Genomic DNA, 17544 nt, shown 5'->3' on the forward strand with positions numbered 1-17544 from the left:
AGAAAGACTCGCGTTGAAACCAGCCACCTGGAGGGGTCCCCGTGATCGCAAGCGAGTGTGTCGCGCTGGAGGGGTGGGGCGGGCTGCCCGTCATCACTTTGCCCGGCACGGATTTCGACGAGATGCCGGACTGGCCCGGCGGGGTCGAGATCCCCTCGGACGTCGAGGAGTGGGCCTGGCGCGTCGAGGTCGCCGGGTACCGCGGCCCGAACTACCCGGAGCTCTTCGACGCCTTCCTGCGCTCTGTGGACACCACCAGGATCAGCGCGTTCGTCATCGGCAACTGGGCCACCGACGACGATCACGACCGCACCGCGGGCGACGTGTTCGCGCCGCTGGTCGCCGCCGCCGACCGGTTCCCGAACCTGCGGCACCTGTTCCTGGGGGACATCGAGGCGCAGGAGTCCGAGATCTCGTGGATCCACCAGAGCGACCTGGCGCCGCTGCTGCGCGCGTTCCCGAAGCTGCTGACGTTCGGCGTCCGGGGCAGCGAGAACCTGGGGTGGGAGCAGCGCGCGTACCCTGAACTCAGGGAGCTGACGTTCCAGAGCGGCGGCCTGCCGCCGGAGGTGGTCCGGGCGGTCGCCGGCTCGGAGTTCCCGGAGCTGACCGACCTGGAGCTCTACCTCGGCGAGGAGGAGTACTTCGGCGGCGCGGAGATCGCCGACCTCGCCGGCATCCTGGACGGCGCGGGCCTGCCGAAGCTGCGCTACCTGGGCCTGCGGGACGCCGAGAACGCCGACGAGGTCGCCGCCGCGGTCGCGCACGCCCCGATCGTCTCCCGCCTGGAGGTGCTCGACCTCTCGCTGGGCACACTCGGCGACGAGGGCGCGGCCGCGCTGCTGGCCGGGCAGCCCCTGACCCACCTGAAGAAGCTCGACCTGCACCACCACTTCATCTCCGAGCCGATGCAGGAGCGGCTGCGCGAGGCGCTGCCGGGCGTGGAGCTGGACCTGTCGGAGCAGCAGGAGCCGGACGACTGGGACGACGGCGAGGAGCACCGGTTCGTCTCGGTGGCCGAGTAACCGGGGATGGAGTTCGGGGGAGGCCTCGCGGAGCGGATCGAATGCCTCGGCGACGTCGCGTTCGAGACGGTCTTCCAGGACTTCGCGGCCACCGTCGACACGGCCCGGGTGACCGCGCTGGTGGTCGGCCGGTGGGGTGACGTCTCGCAGACGGAGGGGCATCCGGGGCGGCTGCTGGCCCAGAGCGCGGACCGGTTCCCGGCGTTGCGTGCGCTGTTCCTCGGCGACGTCGACGACGAGATCGTGTACGTCGAGCACGCCGACCTCACCCCGATCCTGGACGCCTATCCGGCGCTGGAAGAGCTCTGGGTTCGCGGGACCCCGGACTTGTCGCAGAAGACGCCTCGGTACTTCGAAGCGATGCGGCACCCGGGCCTGCGCCGCCTGGTGCTGCAATCCGGCGGTCTCCATCCCGAGGCGATCCGTGCGATCAGCCGGTGCGATCTCCCGGAGCTGCGGCACCTGGAGCTGTATCTGGGACACCCCGACTGGTGCGGCTGGGCCAAGCCGGAAGACCTCGCCTGGCTCGTGGCCGGCGAGGCCTTTCCGAAGCTCGACCACCTGGGCCTTCGCAATTCCCTGATCCAGGACGGGATCGCGGCGGCGCTCGCGCACGCGCCGGTCGTCGCCGGGCTGCGGGTGCTCGACCTGTCGTTGGGCGCGCTCGGGGACGACGGCGCGCAGGCGCTGCTGCACGGGCAGCCGTTGGACCATCTCGCGCTGCTGGATCTGCACCACCACTACCTCTCCGACGCGATGCAAGACCGGCTGCGCTCCGCGTGGCTGGGAGTCGACGTCGACCTGTCCGACGCCCAGACCGAATCCCGAGGACGCCGCTCGATAGCGGTGGCGGAGTAACCATGTCTTTCTACGAGCACATCACCGAGTTCGCCGGCCGGCCGGTCGTCGACTTCCCCGCCGATCCGGAACGGGAGACGCCGGCCGAGGCCGCCGATCCCGGGGCCGTGGCGTGGCGCCTCGACTGCGGCAAGGACGGCTACTACGACCGCGACTTCCCCGAACTGCTCGCGGCCTTCCTGGACCGGGTGCCGAGCGCGGCGGTCGAGGCGCTGGTCACCGGGCAGTGGCTGGAGTGGGGCGAGGACGACTGCACCGTCGTGGACGACCTCGTCGCGGTCGCCGACCGGCTGCCGGCGCTGCGCTCGCTGTTCGTCTGCGAGCTGGAGGACGAGCAGAGCCAGCCGTCCTGGATCTATGTGCCGCAGCTGAATCCGCTGCTGAACGCCTTCCCGAACCTGGCCGAGCTCTGGGTCCGCGGGACGCCGGAAGGCATGGCCCGGGGTGCGGACCCCGAGCCGCTGATCGAGCCGGCGAAGCACGCCGGGCTGCGCAAGCTGGTCCTGCAGTCCGGGGGCCTGCCCGCGCCCACGGTCCGCGCACTGGCCGAATGCGAATTCCCCGAGCTGACGCACCTGGAGATCTACCTCGGCGACCCGAACTACGGCGGCGACGCGGCAGTGGAGGACCTCGCCCCGTTCCTCGAAGCAGGCCGCTTCCCCCGCCTGCGGTACCTGGGCTTGAAGGACTCGGTGATCCAGGACGAGATCGCCGCGGCGGTCGCCCGGGCGCCGATCGTGGCGCAGCTGGAGTCGCTGGACCTCGCGCTCGGGGCGCTCGGCGACGAGGGCGCGGCGGCGCTGCTGGCCGGGCAGCCGCTCGATCATCTGCGCACCCTGGACCTGCACCATCACTATCTCTCCTCGGCGATGCAGACGCGGCTGCGGCAGGCCTGGCCGGGCGTCGAGATCGACCTGTCCGACGGGCAGGACGCCGGCCGGGGGCGCCGGTACATCGCGGTGGCCGAATGACGGTCTCGCACAACCCGGTGGTCCCGTCGCGGTTCGCGGTGGTCGGAAACCCGGACAACCGCCGGGTGACGCTCTTCGCCGACGCCGTCCGCGAAGCGGGACTGCCCGAGCCGCGCGTCGTCGCGTGGCTCGACGTCCTGCGCGGAAACGCCGAGTTCCACGCCGGTGAGCTGGTCCGCGTCGACTCCCCGGGTGAGGACGCCGAGGTGGCCCGGCTGCTGCACGGCTCGGACGAGCCGGTCGACATGTATCGGGTCGAGGGCACACGCCGGTGGTATCAGGGCTTTACGACCGCGTTGGAGAAGCTGGAACACGCCATCGACATCGCCGGTGCGGCCCGGCTGTTCACGGCTCAGGAAGTCGCCACGGCCTTCGACAAGCAGGCGACGCACGCGCTGTTGACCGAGGCCGGCGTCCCGGTGCCGCCTGCCGCCGCGACCGACGGTACGGAGTCCGCCTTCATCAAGATCCGGCACGGTTCCTCGGCTTCCGGCGTCGTCGCACTGACGGTGCGAGGGCCGCGTCGGCGCGCGGTGACGTCGGCCGAGCTGGTGCGTACCGAGGCCGGTATCGAGCTCTACAACTCGCTGCGGGTCCGTACCTACCTTCGCGATGCCGACATCGACGACCTGCTGGGCGTCCTCGCCGGCGACGGCCTCCACGCCGAGCAGTGGGTCCGCAAACTGAGCATCGCCGGCCGGTCCTGCGATCTGCGCGTGGTCACCGTCGGCGGCCGGGCGACCCACGCGGTCGTGCGGACGAGCACGTCCCCGATGACCAACCTGCACCTCGGCGGGCAACGCGGCGATCTGGCACGGTTCCGGGCGCTGGTCGGGGAGGAGCGGTGGCACCGGATCCTGGACATCGTGGAGTCGGCGGCGGTGTGCTTCCCGGGCGTGCACTGCCTCGGGATCGACGTGCTGCCCGGCGCCGACGGCCTCGACCGGATCGGCGAGATCAACGCCTACGGCGACCTCCTGCCGAACCTGATGGGACTTCCGGGCACCCCCGGGGAAGCCGTCGGTACCTACCACGCCCAAGTACGTTCACTGACAGGCCGCTTCGCACCATGACCATGAAAGACATCATCGGGAGCCACGACCTCCTGTTCGTCACCCTCGACACCCTCCGCTACGACGTCGCCGTCGAAGAGCTGGCCGCCGGCCGGCTGCCGAACCTGGCCCGGGTGCTGCCGCGCGGCTGGGAGCGCCGGCACACGCCGGGCTCGTTCACCTTCGCCGCGCATTCGGCGTTCTTCGCCGGCTTCCTGCCGACGCCGGACGCGCCGGGCCGGCATCCGAGGCTGTTCGCCGCACGCTTCGGCGGCAGCGAGACCACGGCCGAGGACACCTGGGTGTTCGACGAGCCGGACCTGGTAGCCGGGCTGGGCAAGGCCGGGTACCGGACGGTCTGCGTCGGGGGAGTGGGGTTCTTCAACCCCGAGAGCCGGCTCGGGCAGGTGCTGCCGGGCTATTTCGACGAGGCGTACTGGTCGGCGGCGACCGGGGTGGCCGACCCGGACTCCTTCGCCAACCAGATCGGGGTCGTCGAGCAGGTGGTCGCGGCGCAGCCGGAGGACCAGCCGCTGTTCCTGTTCGTGAACGTCCCGGCGCTGCACCAGCCGAACTGGTTCTACCTCGACGGCGCGACCAAGGATGCAGGAGCCGGTGACACGCGGGCGTCTCATGCCGCAGCTCTGCGGTATGTCGACGCGCACATCGGGCGACTGTTCACGCTGATGGCGGCGCGCCGGGCCTGTTTCACCATCGTCTGCTCCGACCACGGGACCGCCTACGGCGAGGACGGCCATGTCGGGCACCGCATCGGCCACGACGTGGTGTGGACGGTGCCGTACGCGGACTTCGTGCTGCCGAAGGGATACGAGGGCTGATGCTGGACCGTCCCTATGAGGCCTATGTCTACGCCTACCCGCACAAGACCTCCTACCGCCCGCTCGAACCGAAGCCCCTGCTGTCCGACGTGTGGCGGGGCGAGGCGCGTGATGCGTTGTCCTTCTATACACATGTCCCGTTCTGCGAAGTCCGGTGCGGTTTCTGCAACCTGTTCACCCGGACCGGAGCGTCCGCATCGCTGACCGAGGCGTACCTGGACGCCTTGGAGCGTCAGGCGATCGCGGCCCGCGCGGCCCTGGACGAATCCGGTACAGCGCCCCGCTTCGCCAATGCGGCGATCGGCGGAGGGACCCCGACGTATCTGAGTCCTGATGAGTTGACCCGGTTGTTCGACATCGCTGAGAAGGTGATGGGGGTCGGCCTCGGCGCCATTCCGCTGTCGGTCGAGGCCTCGCCGGCCACCGCGACCCCGGACCGGCTGGCGGTGCTCGCCGAGCGCGGGACTACGCGGCTCAGCCTGGGCGTGCAGAGCTTCGACGACGTCGAGGCGCGATCGGCGGTGCGGCCGCAGAAGGCGGCCGATGTCTTCGCCGCCCTGGACGCGGTGCGGGACGCGGCCATCCCGGTGCTGAACGTCGATCTGATCTACGGCATCGACGGCCAGACCCGCCAGTCCTGGCAGGCCTCGTTGCGGACGGCACTGCGCTGGACGCCCGAGGAGATCTACCTTTATCCGCTCTATGTCCGGCCGCTGACCGGCCTCGGCCGTCTGAACCTGGGCCATGACGCCGAATGGGACGCACAGCGCCTGGATCTGTACCGTTCCGGCCGCGATCTGCTGCTGGAGAACGGCTACGAGCAGGTGTCGATGCGGATGTTCCGCCGCCTGGACGCCCCGGCCGTCGAGGGCGGCGAGGACTACGCGTGCCAGACGGACGGCATGATCGGGCTGGGGTGCGGCGCCCGGTCGTACACCGCCTCGCTGCACTACTCCTTCGACTACGCGGTCTCGGCATCGGAAGTGCGCGGGATCATCGACGAGTACGTCGCGACCGGCGACTTCAGCCGGGCCGAGGTCGGGTACCGGCTGGACGCGGACGAGCAGGCTCGCAGGTTCCTGATCCAGTCGCTGCTCCAGGCGGACGGGATGGAGCGGGGCGACGCGGCGGAGCGGTTCGGGGCCGAGCTGGAGCTGTTGAGCGATCGCGGGTTCCTGGCGTCGGCACCGGACGGCCGGCTGCGGCTCACGGACGAAGGCCTGGCCTGGTCGGATTCGGTCGGCCCGATGTTCTTCTCCGAGCCGGTGCGCGCCGCGATGCGTGCCTACGAGCTGAGGTAGGGCCCTGATGGACCTCTCGATTCTCTATCGCGGCCCGCTGGCCAGCTGTGACTACGACTGCGGCTACTGCCCCTTCGCCAAGCGCCGCGACTCGCCGGAGACGCTGCGGGCCGACCGCGCGGCGTTGGAGCGGTTCGTGGCATGGGTGAGCGCGCAGACCGACGACCGGATCAGCGTGCTGTTCACGCCGTGGGGAGAGGGGCTGACGCGGAGCTGGTACCAGCGCGCGTTGGTTGTCCTCAGCCGCCTCGACCACGTCGCCGAGGTGGCGATCCAGACCAACCTGAGCTCGCGGACCGCGTGGACGGTGGGCGCCGACCTGGATTCGCTGGCGCTGTGGTGCACGTACCACCCGGACCAGGTTCCGTACGAGCGGTTCCTCGGCCGGTGCCACGAACTTCGGGACAGCGGTGTGCGGTTCAGCGCGGGGATCGTCGGGCTGCCCGAGCATCTGGAGGCGGCGCGGCGGTTGCGCGCGGACCTGCCCGACGACGTCTACCTGTGGGTCAACGCGGCCGAGGGCCACAGCTACACCGACGACGAAGCCGCGCCCTGGACCGAGATCGATCCGCTGTTCCCGGTCTCGCGCTTTCCGCATTCCTCGCGGGGCCACGCCTGCCGGGCCGGGGAATCGGTCATCTCGGTCGACGGCGACGGCGAGGTCTACCGCTGTCACTTCGTCCCGCGCACCGATCCGACGGAACGCATCGGGAATCTCTACAACGGTTCATATCGCAGGGCCCTGCGTGCGCGCGTCTGCCCTCTGACACAGTGCGATTGCCACATCGGCTATGTGCACATGCCGGAGCTTGGGCTCTACGAGACGTTCGCCGGCGGGGTCCTGTCGCGGATCCCCGCCGAGACGCCTGTGCCGGTCAGGTCTGCTGAAGCGGCTGGTATTCGTCCTCGGTGAGCCCGAAGGTCCAGGCGACACCGGCCTTCGCGGTCTGCGTGCTGGGCGGCACCCGCAGGAAGTAGACGTTGAAGGTGCCGTCCGGCTCCGGCGAGGAGTTCACCACCTCGACCATGACGATGGACTCGTCGTCGCCCATCTCGATGCGCCAGAGCTTGCCGGCCTCGTCCTGCTGGAGCGGCTGTGCGCCGGAGTCCCTCAGGAACCGCTCCGGCGTGTAGTGCTCGACCATCATCCGGCGGAGCTCGGCGTTCTCCTCCGCGCGGATGGACTCCGGCGTGGTCGCGGCCAGGCGCTTGCCGAACTCCTCGGTCAGCGGGGTGCCGCGCCAGGAGTACACGGCGAAGCCGTCGGACCAGACCACGGCCGGGCCGTCGCCGCGGTGCAGGCGGTCCTGGTCGTCCAGACGCAGGGCCAGCGGGCGCTCGGTGAGGATGACCGCGTTCTCGAACGGCCACCACCAGCCCGCCGAGCGGGCCATCCGGCCCAGGCCCAGGCCCGAGGCCATGCCGGCGGCCTCGTAGAGCGGGAGCCAGGCGGCGTCGAACGGCCCGTGGACCGCGTGGGTCAGGGCGATGCGCAGGGCGGTGCGCTCCGAGGAGTCCTCGGACTCTGCCTGCTCCTCGACGGCCGCGGCGATGCGCGTGATCAGGGTGCTGATCAGCGGTGCGATCTGGCCGCAGGACGCCTGCCAGACCCGGCCGAACTCGCGCGGGCCGAGCCGCTCGGCGAGCAGGGCCCGGCTCCGGGACCAGGCCAGGTCCCTGATGCGGTCCCGGGCCGGAGCGCCGAGGCGCGCGGTGTCGGAGAGCACCAGCCGGGCGGCCTCCAGCGGAGAGCGGCACCAGATGATCTCCGGCGGCGGCGCGTCGGGCAGCGCTTCGGCATACAGCCGCAGCACCTCCTCCTCGGCGGCCTGCCGGTCCGCGGCCTCGGTGGACAAGGCGATGGCGCGCCAGGAGCCGTGTGCGGCGGCGGCGACCGCGACGATGCCGTCGGCGGTCAGGTCGGGGTGCGTGGTCATGTCGGTCGCGGGGGTCGCGGGGGTCGCGGGGGATGTCATCAGTCCGCCACCACCCGGAACGAGCGCAGCGCCCGCGGCTCGTACTCACGCTGGCGCACCACCTTGAACCAGCCCGGGGGCAGCGGGATGGTGCCGTGCTCCTCGTGCACGACCTTGCCGCCCAGCGGCAGGAACGCGAACGCGGCCTCGCTCTCGCTGGGCGCGGGGTAGAAGTCGCCCTCGTCCCGGGTGGCGACCAGCGCGTGCGCGTGGCCGGTGCTCTCCCCGAGCGCCAGGATCATGGACTCGCGCGGGCGGCGCGGCTTCGGTCCGGCGGCGCGTACGTCTTCGGGTACTGCGTTCTCCGTGACCGGGACGATCAGCACGTCTCCTTGGCGGTACACGGCCCCTCCTCGTGTTCTCCGTGTGGCTCCGGCGGCAACGGAGTTCACGCTAGGGGGCGCTACTGACAGCCGCGGCTCTTGACGGCGATCGCTTTAGCGGCTTGATTGATTGGCCGACGGCGATCCTGCCACCCGGGTCGGCGCGGCGGCTCCCACCCGACCGGTGCGGCGGCCCGCCCGCACCGCCCGTGTCCTCGTCACTGCGCAGTAGGTGCCACATCCCTAAGCGTCAGGAGGACCATCGAGTGACACGTATCGCTCTCGCGCAGAGCCCCGCACGGCGGCTGCTGATCGCGGCCACCGCGGCCGCGGCCGGAGCCGCCTTCGCCTTGTCCGGGGCGGGATCCGCGGGTTCGGCCGGCTCGGCCGGGTATCCGGTCGTCCAGCCGAACGCCCAGGACTCCGTCCAGGTCGCCACCGGCGTCCTGCCGCCCACGCAGGCGGCGTGCAACGCCGTGGGCCGGCGGTGCTTCACGCCGACGTCGATGCAGAACTCGTACGACATCAGCCCGCTGCTGAACGCCGGGAACGACGGCCACGGCAAGACGATCGCGATCATCGACTCGTTCGGGTACGACACCGTGGCCAGCGACCTGGAGAACTTCAGCAAGCAGTTCGGCCTGCCGCTGATGTGCGGGATGCCGAACGTGACCTGCGCCCCCGGGATGCCGACCTTCGAGTGGGACCAGTGGGACGGTAAGCGGCCTATCAAGCAGCCGCCCTCCGGCTCGCACGGCACCGGCCAGCAGGACAGCAACGCCTGGGCCGAGGAGGTCGCCCTGGACACGCAGTGGGCGCACGCCACCGCGCCGGGCGCGAACATCATCCTGATGTCCACCAGCGTCGCCGAGACGCAGGGCGTGCAGGGCCTGCCGCAGATGATGAACGCCGAGCAGTACCTGGTCGACAACCACCTGGCGGACGTGGTCTCGCAGTCGTTCAGCACCGCCGAGCCCGACTTCCACGGCAACGCGATCCAGAACCTGCGGCACGCCTTCATCAGCGGCACGACCGCCGGCGTGACCTTCCTGTCCTCCTCCGGCGACAGCGGCACGGAGAACAACGCCAAGACGCCTATCAAGAACCCGGCGGCCCTTGACACCCCGAGCGTGGGCTGGCCGGCCTCGGACCCCCTGGTGACGGCGGTCGGCGGCACCTACCTGTGCACCGACGGCGCCACCGGGACCACCGTCGACAGCACCAGTCCCGGCGGCCTGTGCAGCAAGTACCCCGGCCAGCGCGATGTCGGCTGGACGGACTCCGGCGGCGGCTACAGCTCGCTCTTCGCGCGGCCCTCGTACCAGGACACGCTGCCGGCCGGCTCGACGCCGATCGGCGCGATGCGCGGCGTCCCGGACATCGCGTATCAGGCCTCTGCCGGCACCGGCGTCCTCATCTACGACACGGCGCCCGGCGACAACGGCGGCTCGGACGTCAACGACGGCAGCTGGTACGTGATCGGCGGGACCAGTTCCTCCTGCCCGCAGTGGGCCGGCCTGGTCGCGATCGCGGACCAGATGGCCGGACACGACCTGGGTCTGATCCAGCCGAAGCTGTACAGCCTGGCGTCCGGACCGGACTACGGGACGTACTTCTTCGACGTGACCACCGGGAACAACACGGTGTCGAGCACGGTGCCGGGATACCCGGCGACGGCCGGGTGGGATCCGGTGACCGGGCTCGGGACGCCGGACGCGGCGAAGCTGCTGCCGGTGTTGGGGGAGTAGCGATGGTGCTCATGGTGCTGGAGCCCTAGCAATTAACCAGGAGTCCTGAGCCCGCGGCGAACGTGGCGTCCCCCTGGTCCGGGGACGTCACGTTTTTTGCTGCCCGCGGCCGTCCGAAATGCCATCGAACGCCCGTCTGATCCCCATCCCGGCGTTGCCGAAAGGTTACCCGCGCGCGCCCTCGGACCCCTTCCGTCGCGACAATATTTAGTTTACTTTACTGACGAACTCGCACGGCGCTTCATCCCCGCTTCACCCGAGCACCCCCCCAAGCCCCACCCGCACGGCACGACACCCTCTGAGGAGGACGCTTGCACCCGCCCGTTGTGCTGGGAATCGACTTCGGCGGCACCAAGACCGCGATGGCGGTCGCCGAGCCCACGCCCGGCCCCCGCCTCGGGGCCTCCACCGTCCCGACCCACGCTGCCGAGGGCGGCCGGGCCTCGCTCGGCCGCGGTCTGCGCGCCGCGCGGGCGCTGCTGGACCGGGTGGCGCCGGGGCGCGAGCCGGTCGCGGTCGGGGTGTCGACCATCGGTATCCCGCGGGACTCCGGGGTCGATCTGGCCCCGAACATCCCGGGCTGGGCCGATCTGGCGCTGGCCAAGGAGATCCAGGCGGCGTTCCCCGCTTCGGAGGTCCGGGTCGAGACCGATGTGAAGGCCGCCGCCCGGGTCGAGGCCGTCGAGGGCGCGCTGAAGGACGCCGATCCCGGCCTGTATCTCAACCTCGGGACCGGGCTGGCCGTCGCCATCGTCACCAAGGGCGAGGTCATCGCCGGGCGCAACGGCGCCGCCGGGGAGATCGGCTACAACCTGCGGGCGCTGGCCGACGTCGGCGTCGCGGCCGGGCAGCGGTCGATCCTGGAGGACCAGGTGAGCGGGATCGGGCTGCTGGCCCGGGCCAAGGAACTGCTGCCGGACGCCACCGGGGCCAAGGACCTGTTCGCCGCGGTGAGCCAGGACCCCCGTGCCGCTCAGGTCCTGCGGGAGTTCACCGACGAGCTGGCGTTCCATCTGGTGAACCTGGCCATCGCCGTGGACCCGGCGCGGATCGCGGTCGGCGGCGGCATGGTGCGGTCCTGGCCCGTGCTCTACGCGCCGTTGCGCCGAGCGCTGGACGCCGCGGTGCCGTTCCCGCCGGAGCTGGTGCAGGCCGCGTTCCCCTTCGACGCGCCGTTGGCCGGCGCGCTGGCCCTGGCCCGGGCCGCTCTGGAAACCTCCACGACCTCAAAATCCCCCTGATGACACGGCATTGCTTCTCTGTGACGATCAGGGACTTCGCACGACCGGCAAGCGCACCACAGCACCATGCAGCACAGCACACCGCGTCACAGCACACCGCACCACAGCAGTTCGCACCACCGACAAAAGCAAGGCACCACACCACGAAGCCAACCACGGGCGCCACATCCCGCAGTTACCGGAAAGGAACCCCAGCATGAGGCGCAGGAAATCGTCACTCCTTGCGATCGCCGTCTCCATAGGCCTGGCGGCATCCGCGTGCGCGAGCACCAAGCACACCTCGGATTCCAACAGCGGCGGCTCCACCGCGGCCAGCTCGGCCGGCGGTTCGTCCACGGGGACCGCCGCGAGCTACAAGCAGGGTGGGACGCTCACCATCTCCAACGAGCAGGGTCAGACCTGGCCGTGCTCGTTCAACCCGTACAACTCCAGCTTCAACCTGGAGTCCCTCGGCTTCGTCTACGAGCCGCTGATCTACACCAACATCCTGCAGGACGCCAAGGAGACGCCGATGCTGGCGTCGAGCTACCAGTGGAACGCGGACAAGACGCAGATCACCTTCACCATCCGCGACGGGGTGAAGTGGAGTGACGGCCAGCCGCTGACCGCGGACGACGTGGCCTACACGTACAACCTGATGAAGCAGACCCCGGCGCTGGACAACTACTCGCTGTGGTCCGCGGCCGGCCTGACCAGTGTGACGGCCACCGGCAACCAGGTCACCATGGCCTTCAAGCAGAACGCGCAGGTGTACTTCTACACCTTCGCCACGCTGGTCGGCATCGTGCCCAAGCACATCTGGTCCACCGGCGACGCCGCCGCGCACCCGGACACCTGGACCGACCCGGACCCGATCGGCTCCGGGCCCTACACGGTCAAGTGCACGCCGAACAACATGGAGTACACGGCCAACCCGAACTTCTGGCAGCCCGGCAAGCCCTACGTGACCAAGCTGGAGTACCCGGCCTACCTGGACAACAGCCCGGCGAACCAGGACCTGGCCAGCGGCAAGGCGCAGTGGGGCTCGCAGTTCATCACCGGCATCAAGTCCTTCTACCTGAGCAAGTCGCAGGACAACCACACCTGGTCCCCGCCCGTCCTGAACGTCTCGATCATCCCGAACCTGGACCCCTCGCACGCGGCCACCAGCAAGCTCGGGGTCCGCCAGGCCATCGCCTACGCGATCGACAAGGCCAAGGTCTCGGCGATCGGCGAGGACGGCCAGCAGCTGCCGGGCAACCAGAGCGGCGTGGTCACCCCGACGTTCACCAAGTTCAACGACGCGGGCGCGATCTCCGCGGCCGGCTACGACAAGCCCGACATGGCCAAGGCCCAGGCGGCGCTGGCCGGCGCCGGGTACAGCCCGAGCAACCCGCTGAACCTGACGATCATCTCGATCCAGGGCTACACCGACTGGGACGCCTCGATCGCGATCATCAAGGACGAGCTCAAGCCGCTGGGCATCAACCTCACCGAGAGCTCGCTGACGAACCAGACCTACTTCGACAAGCTCTACAAGGGCGACTTCGACCTGGCCTACGGCTCCCAGCCCTCCGCCGGCCCGTCCCCCTACACCGAGCTGCGCGCGTGGCTGCACTCGGCGAACACCGCGCCGATCGGCCAGAGCGCGTCGGCGGGCAACTTCGAGCGCTACAAGAACCCCGACGTCGACAAGCTGCTCGACTCGTACGCCACCGCGAGCTCCGAGGACCAGCAGGTCTCGATGATCAAGCAGATCAGCACGCACATGCTGCAGGACCTGCCGTTCATCCCGGTGACGGAGTCCGCGGACTGGTTCCAGTACAACACCAAGAACTTCGGCGGCTGGCCGACGGCGGACAACCCGTACGCGCAGCCCTCGGCGTACAACTTCCCGGACAACGAGCAGGTGCTGCTGCACCTGTACTACAAGCCGGCCCAGTAACCGCGAGACCGCCCCGCGTCTGAGCGGGACCGAAGGCGGCGTCCGGAGCCGTACCCCCGGACGCCGCTGTTCCCCGCCACCCCCGCGCATACGTTAAGTCAACGAAAGGACAGAGGGTTGAGATATCTTCTGCGCCGAGTAGGGTTCTTCCTTCTCACCCTCTGGGCCGCCCTCACACTGAACTTCTTCCTGCCGCACTTCATGCCCGGCAGTCCGATCAACACCCTGCGGGCCCAGACCAAGGGCCGGGTCTCGGACGCCCAGCTGGAGCAGATCCTGACCTCGTTCGGCTACAAGCCGCACGCGAACATGTTCTCGCAGTACTTCGACTACCTCGGCAACATGGTCACCGGCAACTGGGGCGTGTCCCTGGGCAGCTCGCTGGGCACGCCGGTGTCGAAACTGATCGGCGAGTCGCTCCCGTGGACGCTGGGCCTGGTGGGCGTCACCACGGTGCTGGCGTTCCTGCTCGGCTCGCTGATCGGCACGATCGCGGCGTGGCGCCGCGGCGGCGTCGTGGACTCGGTGCTGCCCTCGGTCTTCGTGGTCACCAGCGCGCTGCCGTACTTCGTCGTCGGGCTGTTCCTGATCCTGTTCATGACGATCGACAACACCTGGCTGCCGTCCTCGGGCAACTACGACACCTCGATCGTGCCGGGCTTCTCGCCGGGCTTCGTCGGCAGCGTCGTGAAGTACGCGGCCCTGCCGGCGCTGACACTGCTGATCACCTCGATCGGCGGCTGGGTGCTGACCATGCGCAACAACATGATCACCACGCTGGCCGAGGACTACATCCGGATGGGCCGGGCCAAGGGCCTGTCCGACCGCAAGGTGATGCTGAACTACGCCGCGCGCAACGCCTTCCTGCCCAACCTGTCCGGCTTCGCGATGTCGATCGGCTTCGTGCTCACCGGCGCGATCCTGGTCGAGAAGATCTTCAACTACCCGGGTCTGGGCTACCAGCTCTACAACGCGGTCAACAGCATCGACTACCCGATGATGCAGACCCTGTTCATGTTGTTCACGGTGGCGGTGCTCGGCGCCCTGCTGATCTGCGACCTGGTCACCGTGTGGCTGGACCCGCGTACCCGGGCGAAGGGGTGAGGAGCGTATGACGACCCTGACATCGGCGGACTCCGCGACCCCGCAGGCCCCGGCCGGCACTCCGGCGCCCGGGCGGCGCCGCGGCCGCGGCGGCGTGTGGCGCTCGTTCCTGAGCAACCGCAAGGCCAACGTCGGCTTCGGCATGTTCTTCGTGCTCCTGGTGATGGCGGTGTTCCCGTCGCTGTTCACCTCGGTGTCCGACCCGACCGCGCCGGCCAGGTTCACGCCGCGGCTGACCCCCTCCGGGGCGCACTGGTTCGGCACCACCTCGCTGGGCCAGGACATCTGGGCGCTGTTCGTCTACGGCGCCCGCGAACCCCTGATCATCGCGGTGGTGGCCGGGGGACTGGCGACCATCGTCTCGGTGCTGGTCGGCGTCTCGGCCGCCTACCTTGGCGGGATCCCGGACGACATCATCTCCTTCGTCACCAACGTGGTGCTGGTCATCCCGACCTTCCCGCTGGTCATCGTGCTGTCCGCGTACGCCGGCAAGCCGACTCTGACGATCATGATCGCGGTCCTGGTGGTCACCGGCTGGTCCTACGGGGCCAACCAGATGCGGGCCCAGGCTCTGTCGCTGCGCAACCGCGACTTCCTGGAGTCGGCGCGGGTCCGCGGCGAGCGCCGGTCCTACATCATCGTCTTCGAGATGCTGCCGACGATGACCTCGCTGATCATCGCCAACTTCCTCGGTGCCGCCCTGTACTCTGTGCTCGCCGCGGCCGGCCTGCAGTTCCTGGGCCTGGGCGACCCGAACTCGGACAGCTGGGGCACCATGCTCTACTGGGCCGACTCGCAGTCCGCGCTGGAGTCCGGCACCGCGTGGTGGGCCATCCTGCCGGCCATCGGCATCGCCGTCCTCGGCGTCGCCTTCGCCCTGATGAACTACGCCTTCGACGAGATCAGCAACCCGGCCCTGCGCCCCGTGCGCAGGCAGCGCGGCAGGAAGCTCGGTACGCGCCGCCGTCCCGGGTCCGTGCGGACCGCCGCGATCGCCGGCGGAGGTGCTGGAAATGAGTGAGCTGATGCCCGAGCCGACGAGCTCCGAAGCCCTGCTGCGGGTCAGGGACCTGCGGGTGGAGTACGCCACCTCCAACGGCCCGGTGGAGGCCGTGTCCGGCGTCGACCTGACGCTGGCCCAGGGCGAGTTCCTGGGCGTGGTCGGCGAGTCCGGCTGCGGCAAGTCCACCATGCTGTTCGGCATCGCCCAACTGCTGAACCCGCCGGCCTCGGTGACCGGCGGCGAGGTCTGGTTCAAGGGCCAGAACATGGTCGCGATGACCGCCAAGTCCCTGAACACCATGCGCTGGCGCGACTTCTCGGTCGTGATGCAGAGCGCGATGAACGCCCTGAACCCGGTCCACACCATCGGGAGGCAGTTCAAGGACGCGATCAAGGCGCACGCCAAGTGGTCCGAGACCCAGATCCGGGTCCGCTCGGCCGAGGTGCTGGACCTGGTCGGCATCGACCCGGTGCACCTGAAGTCGTTCCCGCACCAGCTCTCCGGCGGTATGCGCCAGCGCGCGATGATCGCCATGGCGCTGCTGTTCACCCCGGACCTGATCGTCATGGACGAGCCGACCTCCGCCCTGGACGTGGTGGCGCAGCGCTCGCTGATGGCGCAGATCAAGGAGCTGCAGAGGCAGCTGGGCTTCGCGGTGATCTTCGTGACCCACGACATGTCCCTGGTCAGCCACTTCTCCGACCGGCTGATGGTGATGTACGCCGGCCAGGTCGTGGAGCTGGGCGCCACCCGGTCGGTCTTCGACGCCCCGGCCCACCCCTACAGCCAGGGCCTGCTGGACGCCTTCCCCTCGATCCGGGGCGAGAAGAAGCGCCTGACCGGCATCCCCGGCGCGCCCCCGAACCTGGGCAAGCCCCCCTCGGGCTGCCGGTTCCACCCGCGCTGTCCGGTGGCGATGGACCGCTGCAAGGTGGACGCGCCGCAGCTGTACACCGTCGGTTCCGTCCAGGCCCGGTGCCTGCTGCACGAGCCGGTGCCCGTGAGCGTGGAGGTCGAGTCGTGAGCCAGAACCCGGTGCGGACCCAGAGCGACCCGTTGCTGCGGACGGTCGACCTGACCCGGCACTTCAGGATCGGCGGCGGTTTCTCCCGCAACAACCTGCACGCCGTGGACCAGGTGAACCTGACCATCAACCGGCGCGAGATCGTGGCCCTGGTCGGCGAGTCCGGCAGCGGCAAGTCGACCATCGCCCGGCTGCTGGCCCAGGTCTACAAGCCGACCTCCGGCCAGATCGTCTTCGAGGGCAAGCCCCTGAGCGAGCTGCGGGGCCGCAAGGCGCAACTGGGCTACCGCAGCGACGTGCCGATGGTGTTCCAGGACCCGTTCGCCTCGCTGAACCCGGCCTACCGCGTCTCCCACGGCATCGAGCGCGGCCTGAAGCTGCACCGCACGGAGCTGTCGGCGGCGCAGCGCGAGCAGGAGGCCGAGCGCGTGGTGGAGGCGGTCGGCCTGAACCCGGCCGCCGAGATCCTGCAGCGGTATCCGTACGAGCTGTCCGGCGGGCAGCGCCAGCGCATCGGGTTCGCGCAGGCGCTGGCGTACCGGCCGAAGCTGATCCTGGCCGACGAGCCGGTCTCGATGCTGGACGTCTCGATCCGCATCGGCCTGCTGAACGTGATGGCGGACCTGCGGGAGACGGAGGACGTCTCCTTCCTGTACATCACGCACGACATCGCCAGCGCCCGCTACGTCAGCGACCGCGTGATGGTGATGTACGGCGGCCACATCGTGGAGGCCGGACCGACGGAGTCGGTGCTGCAGGACCCGAAGCATCCCTACACGCAGCTGCTGCTGTCGGCGGTGCCCGACCCGCGCGCTCCGCTGTCGGTGGACGCGGAGACGGCGAAGGCGGAGCCGCCGAAGGTGGTGAACCCCAAGCCCGGCTGCCGTTTCCGCGACCGGTGCCCGGTGGCCGAGGCCATCTGCCACGAGAAGACGCCGGTGTTGCAGGAGCTTGCTCCGAAGCACGAGGCCGCGTGCCATGTGGCGCAGCGGGCGACGGCGGGAGCGGCTGCGCGCTGATGCGGTGACGCGCGGTGGGTGTGCGCGTGCTTTGCGGTGGGGGGCCCCGCGCACCGGCCGGGGCCCCCCCGGGGCCGGGGCCCGGACGGGGGCCCCCCCGGGCCGCCCCCGGGGGGGCCCACAAAACCCCCCCAGA

At 70.0% G+C, this 17544-nt stretch carries 16 protein-coding genes; 14 read left to right on the top strand and 2 right to left on the bottom strand.

Annotation, left to right across the window (positions count from 1 at the left end; genetic code table 11):
- Positions 1-122: 122 nt before the first annotated feature.
- The 7 genes from ABH926_RS14030 to ABH926_RS14060 are packed head-to-tail and all read left to right on the top strand — an operon-like array spanning position 123 to position 6959.
- The gene (locus ABH926_RS14030) at positions 123-1025 is read left to right on the top strand and encodes an STM4015 family protein (RefSeq protein ID WP_370365965.1); all 903 of its coding nucleotides are present in this window, start codon (positions 123-125) and stop codon (positions 1023-1025) included.
- A gap of 6 nt (positions 1026-1031) precedes the next feature.
- The gene (locus ABH926_RS14035; RefSeq protein WP_370365938.1) at positions 1032-1883 is read left to right on the top strand and encodes an STM4015 family protein; all 852 of its coding nucleotides are present in this window, start codon (positions 1032-1034) and stop codon (positions 1881-1883) included.
- A gap of 2 nt (positions 1884-1885) precedes the next feature.
- The gene (locus ABH926_RS14040) at positions 1886-2854 is read left to right on the top strand and encodes an STM4015 family protein (RefSeq protein WP_370365939.1); all 969 of its coding nucleotides are present in this window, start codon (positions 1886-1888) and stop codon (positions 2852-2854) included.
- A complete protein-coding gene (locus tag ABH926_RS14045; protein ID WP_370365941.1) occupies positions 2851-3927 on the top strand; it encodes an STM4014 family protein in 1077 nt (358 codons plus the stop codon). Before ABH926_RS14040 ends, ABH926_RS14045 begins: the two co-directional genes overlap by 4 nt.
- A gap of 2 nt (positions 3928-3929) precedes the next feature.
- A complete protein-coding gene (locus ABH926_RS14050) occupies positions 3930-4745 on the top strand; it encodes an STM4013/SEN3800 family hydrolase (protein WP_370365966.1) in 816 nt (271 codons plus the stop codon).
- Positions 4745-6046, top strand: a complete 1302-nt coding sequence (locus ABH926_RS14055; RefSeq protein WP_370365942.1) for an STM4012 family radical SAM protein — start codon at positions 4745-4747, stop codon at positions 6044-6046. The genes ABH926_RS14050 and ABH926_RS14055 overlap by 1 nt, the downstream gene beginning before the upstream one ends.
- Positions 6047-6053: 7 nt before the next feature.
- Positions 6054-6959, top strand: coding sequence for an STM4011 family radical SAM protein (locus ABH926_RS14060; RefSeq protein ID WP_370365943.1), 906 nt, complete (start codon positions 6054-6056; stop codon positions 6957-6959).
- Here ABH926_RS14060 and ABH926_RS14065 read toward each other — a convergent pair.
- Complete coding sequence (locus ABH926_RS14065; RefSeq protein WP_370365944.1) at positions 6922-8022, bottom strand: DUF6745 domain-containing protein; 1101 nt, start codon at positions 8020-8022, stop codon at positions 6922-6924. The genes ABH926_RS14060 and ABH926_RS14065 overlap by 38 nt on opposite strands.
- Entirely contained in the window at positions 8022-8366 is a 345-nt protein-coding gene (locus ABH926_RS14070) for a hypothetical protein (RefSeq protein WP_370365945.1), read from the bottom strand. Before ABH926_RS14070 ends, ABH926_RS14065 begins: the two co-directional genes overlap by 1 nt.
- A gap of 245 nt (positions 8367-8611) precedes the next feature.
- Here ABH926_RS14070 and ABH926_RS14075 point away from each other — a divergent pair, with 245 nt between their 5' ends.
- The 7 genes from ABH926_RS14075 to ABH926_RS14105 all read left to right on the top strand — a co-directional run bounded on the left by ABH926_RS14075 (position 8612) and on the right by ABH926_RS14105 (position 17408).
- The gene (locus ABH926_RS14075) at positions 8612-10093 is read left to right on the top strand and encodes a S8 family serine peptidase (RefSeq protein WP_370365946.1); all 1482 of its coding nucleotides are present in this window, start codon (positions 8612-8614) and stop codon (positions 10091-10093) included.
- A 311-nt stretch (positions 10094-10404) separates the two neighbouring features.
- Positions 10405-11334 (top strand): ROK family protein, encoded by a 930-nt coding sequence (locus ABH926_RS14080; protein WP_370365947.1) that lies wholly within the window; start codon positions 10405-10407, stop codon positions 11332-11334.
- Positions 11335-11530: 196 nt separating this feature from the next.
- Positions 11531-13258 carry an ABC transporter substrate-binding protein gene (locus tag ABH926_RS14085; RefSeq protein ID WP_370365949.1) on the top strand — a complete coding sequence of 576 codons (1728 nt, stop codon included), beginning with the start codon at positions 11531-11533 and terminating at the stop codon, positions 13256-13258.
- Positions 13259-13375: 117 nt separating this feature from the next.
- On the top strand, positions 13376-14362 hold the full coding sequence (locus ABH926_RS14090) for an ABC transporter permease (protein ID WP_370365950.1): 987 nt from the start codon (positions 13376-13378) through the stop codon (positions 14360-14362).
- A 7-nt stretch (positions 14363-14369) separates the two neighbouring features.
- Positions 14370-15383 (top strand): ABC transporter permease, encoded by a 1014-nt coding sequence (locus ABH926_RS14095; RefSeq protein WP_370365951.1) that lies wholly within the window; start codon positions 14370-14372, stop codon positions 15381-15383.
- A complete protein-coding gene (locus ABH926_RS14100; protein ID WP_370365952.1) occupies positions 15376-16389 on the top strand; it encodes an ABC transporter ATP-binding protein in 1014 nt (337 codons plus the stop codon). The genes ABH926_RS14095 and ABH926_RS14100 overlap by 8 nt, the downstream gene beginning before the upstream one ends.
- Entirely contained in the window at positions 16386-17408 is a 1023-nt protein-coding gene (locus ABH926_RS14105) for an oligopeptide/dipeptide ABC transporter ATP-binding protein (protein WP_370365953.1), read from the top strand. The genes ABH926_RS14100 and ABH926_RS14105 overlap by 4 nt, the downstream gene beginning before the upstream one ends.
- Positions 17409-17544 lie beyond the last annotated feature (136 nt).

Source organism: Catenulispora sp. GP43, assembly GCF_041260665.1.
Lineage (GTDB): Bacteria > Actinomycetota > Actinomycetes > Streptomycetales > Catenulisporaceae > Catenulispora.